Source organism: Stenotrophomonas sp. STEN018 (assembly GCF_056760235.1).
Genome location: NZ_JBRREK010000119.1, coordinates 1 through 3053 on the forward strand (window position 1 = coordinate 1; position 3053 = coordinate 3053).

The window sequence follows — 3053 nt, forward strand, 5'->3', positions numbered from 1 at the left end:
GGGGGGGGGGGGGGGGGGGGGGGGGGGCCCCGCGCGGGCGCGGCCGCCCCCCGCCGGGCGGGCGGGGGGGGGGGTGGGGGGGGGGGGGGCCCCCCCGCCCGGGCGGGGCGGGGGGCGCCCCCCCGCGGCCGGGCGGGCGGGGGGCGCGGGCCCCCCCCCCCCCCCCCCCCCCCTTCCCCACCTGGGCGCGGCCTCCGGCCCCCACCGGCGCCCCCCGCACCACCTACCTGTCCGCATCGGCCCGCTGCACCTCGTCGCGGCGGGCCGATACAGACCGGTACAAAGCGATACTCCCCAGCCACCATTTTTAATCAGGCATTCACGGAATTTTTCCGAGCATGGACTCGTCCGCAGCACTCCCGCCGCGCACCGAGGAATCCCCATGAAGCGTATCGCCGCCACCCTCCTGAGCCTGTCCCTGCTGGCCTCCAGCACCGCCTTTGCCGGCCCCACACAGGACCGCGACCGTGACGACACGCGCCACGAAAAGTCGGCGCGCAGCTCGGCCCCGCACAATCAGGAGCACGGCAACAGCAGCCATGCTCCAGCCGCCCATAATGGCGCCCGCCATGCTTCCAACAACAGCGCCCACCACGTCCCGCGCAAGGGCGAGCACTTGGCGCAGAACCAGCGCGGCAACCGCGTCGCCGATTACAACCGGCACGGCCTGCGAAAGCCCGGGCGCGGCAACGAATGGCGCAAGCTCGATGACCGCTATGTACTGATGGCGGTGGCCAGCGGGCTGATCATCGATATCGTCAACGGACATCGCTGATCGCCAGCATCAGCTGAACCAACGCGGGCCCCAAGTGGGCCCGTTGTCATTCCAACGATGGCAAGGTCGTGCCGCTGACCCGGGCCGCTTGTTAAGCTCCAGCCTCCCCCCGGCCCAACCACTACCGGAGACACAATCAATGGCCATCGACATCCGCAAGCCCACCACTCTCGCCCTGGGCGTAGCCCTGCTCGGCAGCATGACGGCCCCTGCCTTTGCCATGACCGATCTTGCTCAAGGCTATGCGCTCGGCGCCAGCGCCCAGACCCCGCCAACCGCCGACGCACAGGCCGCCGCCACTGCACAAAGCAGCGATGCCGCCGCCAAGCAAAAGGCCGAAGGCAAGTGCGGCGAGGGTAAGTGTGGCGAAGGCAAATGCGGCGCCGACAAGGACAAGTCCAAGACCGATGCCACCAAGGCTGACGGCGAAGCAGCCGCCGGTGCGGACAAAGCCAAGGCCGAAGGCAAGTGTGGTGAGGGCAAGTGTGGCGGTAAGCACTAAGCCCAGCACACCGGGGCAGCACACACCCGACCAGCGCATGCCAACCCAGGCCAGCGCCGGCCTGGGTCTGCGGCGCTCTCTGCTCGACGCCTTGCAGGCCGCGCCGGCTGGCGCATTCGACTTTCTCGAATGCGCTCCGGACAACTGGATCGGCGTTGGCGGCAGCTTGGGCGAAGCGCTGACCGCGCTGTCGCAGCGGCATCCGCTCAGCTGCCATGGCCTATCGCTGTCGCTGGGCGGACCCGCCCCATTGGATGTGGAATTCCTCGCACGTACGCGACACTTCCTCGACCAACACCAGGTTGCGTTGTACAGCGAGCACCTGAGCTGGTGCACGGATGACGGCCATCTCTACGAACTGCTGCCGCTGCCGCTCACCGCCGAAGCCGTGCAGCATGTGGCCGCGCGCATCCGCCAGACCCAGGACATCCTCGGTCGTCGTATCGCCGTGGAAAATGCCTCCTACTACGCCGTACCTGCGGCGGACATGGATGAGGCCGATTTCATCAATGCAGTGCTCGACGAAGCCGATTGCGACCTGCTGCTGGACGTCAACAACGTCTACGTCAACGCCATCAACCACGGTTATGACGCGCGCGCGTTTCTGGCACGCCTGCCCTCACAGCGCATTGCCAGCTACCACGTCGCCGGTCATCACGACGAAGCCGAAGACCTGAAGATCGACACCCACGGCATGCCGGTCAAGGGCGATGTCTGGGAGCTGCTGGCCGACACCTACGCCATGCATGGCGTGCGCCCCACCCTGCTGGAGCGCGACTTCAACTTCCCGCCGCTGCCCGAGCTACTGGAAGAACTGACGCGGATCCGTCAGTTGCAGCAGGCCGCTCATGGCTGAGCCCCTGCGCGACCTACAGATGCGCTTTGCCGCGCACCTGCGCGACCCGTTGCAGCAGCCGGCACCGTCGGGTATCGACGACACGCGCATGCAGGTGTACCGCGAGCTGTATTTCAACAATATCCAGAGTCTGCTGGCCGCCAATTTTCCGGTGATCGCACGTACCTTGGGTGGGCCGCGCTGGCAGCAGCTGGTGCGCGATTTCTGCCGTGAGCATCGTGCGCATACGCCGCTGTTTCCGGAAATCGGGCAGGAGTTCATTGCCTTTCTGGACGATCGATCCGTCGATCCGCAAGCGCCTTGGCTGCTGGAACTGGCCCATTACGAATGGATCGAGCTGGCGCTGAAGATCAGCGATGAACCTGTGCCCGCGCATGATCCTGGTGGTGACCTGCTGACCGGTAGCCCGGTCTGTTCGCCCTGGTGCCGAGCGCTGGCCTACCAGTGGCCGGTGCATAGGATTGGTCTGGAATATCAGCCCGGTGAGCCGCCGCTACAACCGACTTTGCTGCTGGCCAGACGCGAGGCTGATGGAAATATCGTGTTCTCTGAGCTTTCGCCGTTGCTGTACCGGTTGCTGGAGCGGCTGGAGCAGTTTCCCCAGCTCAGCGGGCTTGAGCAGTTGCAGGAGTTGGCGGTTGAAGCGGGTACAGAGGCTGATGATGGTTTCATCAGCAATGGCACAGCGATGCTGGAGCAATTGCGGGACAAGGGCTGTCTGCTGGGTGCTTCTGCCCCCTGCCTTGCGCCGAAGGCGTAGGAGAGGGTTGGGAAGGGGTTGGCTATTGGGCATTACCGGGAATGCCCCTGTAGAGCCCCGCCCAGCGCGGCGGGGGGGCGACCCGGAAAGCCCCATGGCCCGCCTGGGGCGGGCCGGCCTAGGGGAAGGCCCCGGTGTGGCACCGGCCCGTGCCCGGGGG

4 protein-coding genes are annotated in these 3053 nt (G+C 66.9%); all 4 read left to right on the top strand.

Going from position 1 to position 3053, the window contains the following annotated elements; genetic code table 11:
- Nucleotides 1–382: 382 nt before the first annotated feature.
- The 4 genes from ACVOMB_RS20845 to ACVOMB_RS20860 all read left to right on the top strand — a co-directional run bounded on the left by ACVOMB_RS20845 (nt 383) and on the right by ACVOMB_RS20860 (nt 2893).
- Nucleotides 383–775: an RcnB family protein gene (locus tag ACVOMB_RS20845; RefSeq protein ID WP_481532906.1), complete on the top strand. Its 393-nt coding sequence runs from the start codon at nt 383–385 to the stop codon at nt 773–775.
- A gap of 139 nt (nt 776–914) precedes the next feature.
- Nucleotides 915–1277: an HvfA family oxazolone/thioamide-modified RiPP metallophore gene (locus tag ACVOMB_RS20850; protein WP_481532907.1), complete on the top strand. Its 363-nt coding sequence runs from the start codon at nt 915–917 to the stop codon at nt 1275–1277.
- Between the two features lie 37 nt (nt 1278–1314).
- Entirely contained in the window at nt 1315–2133 is an 819-nt protein-coding gene (locus ACVOMB_RS20855) for an HvfB family MNIO-type RiPP peptide maturase (protein ID WP_481532908.1), read from the top strand.
- On the top strand, nt 2126–2893 hold the full coding sequence (locus ACVOMB_RS20860) for an HvfC family RiPP maturation protein (protein ID WP_481532909.1): 768 nt from the start codon (nt 2126–2128) through the stop codon (nt 2891–2893). Before ACVOMB_RS20855 ends, ACVOMB_RS20860 begins: the two co-directional genes overlap by 8 nt.
- Nucleotides 2894–3053: the final 160 nt, after the last annotated feature.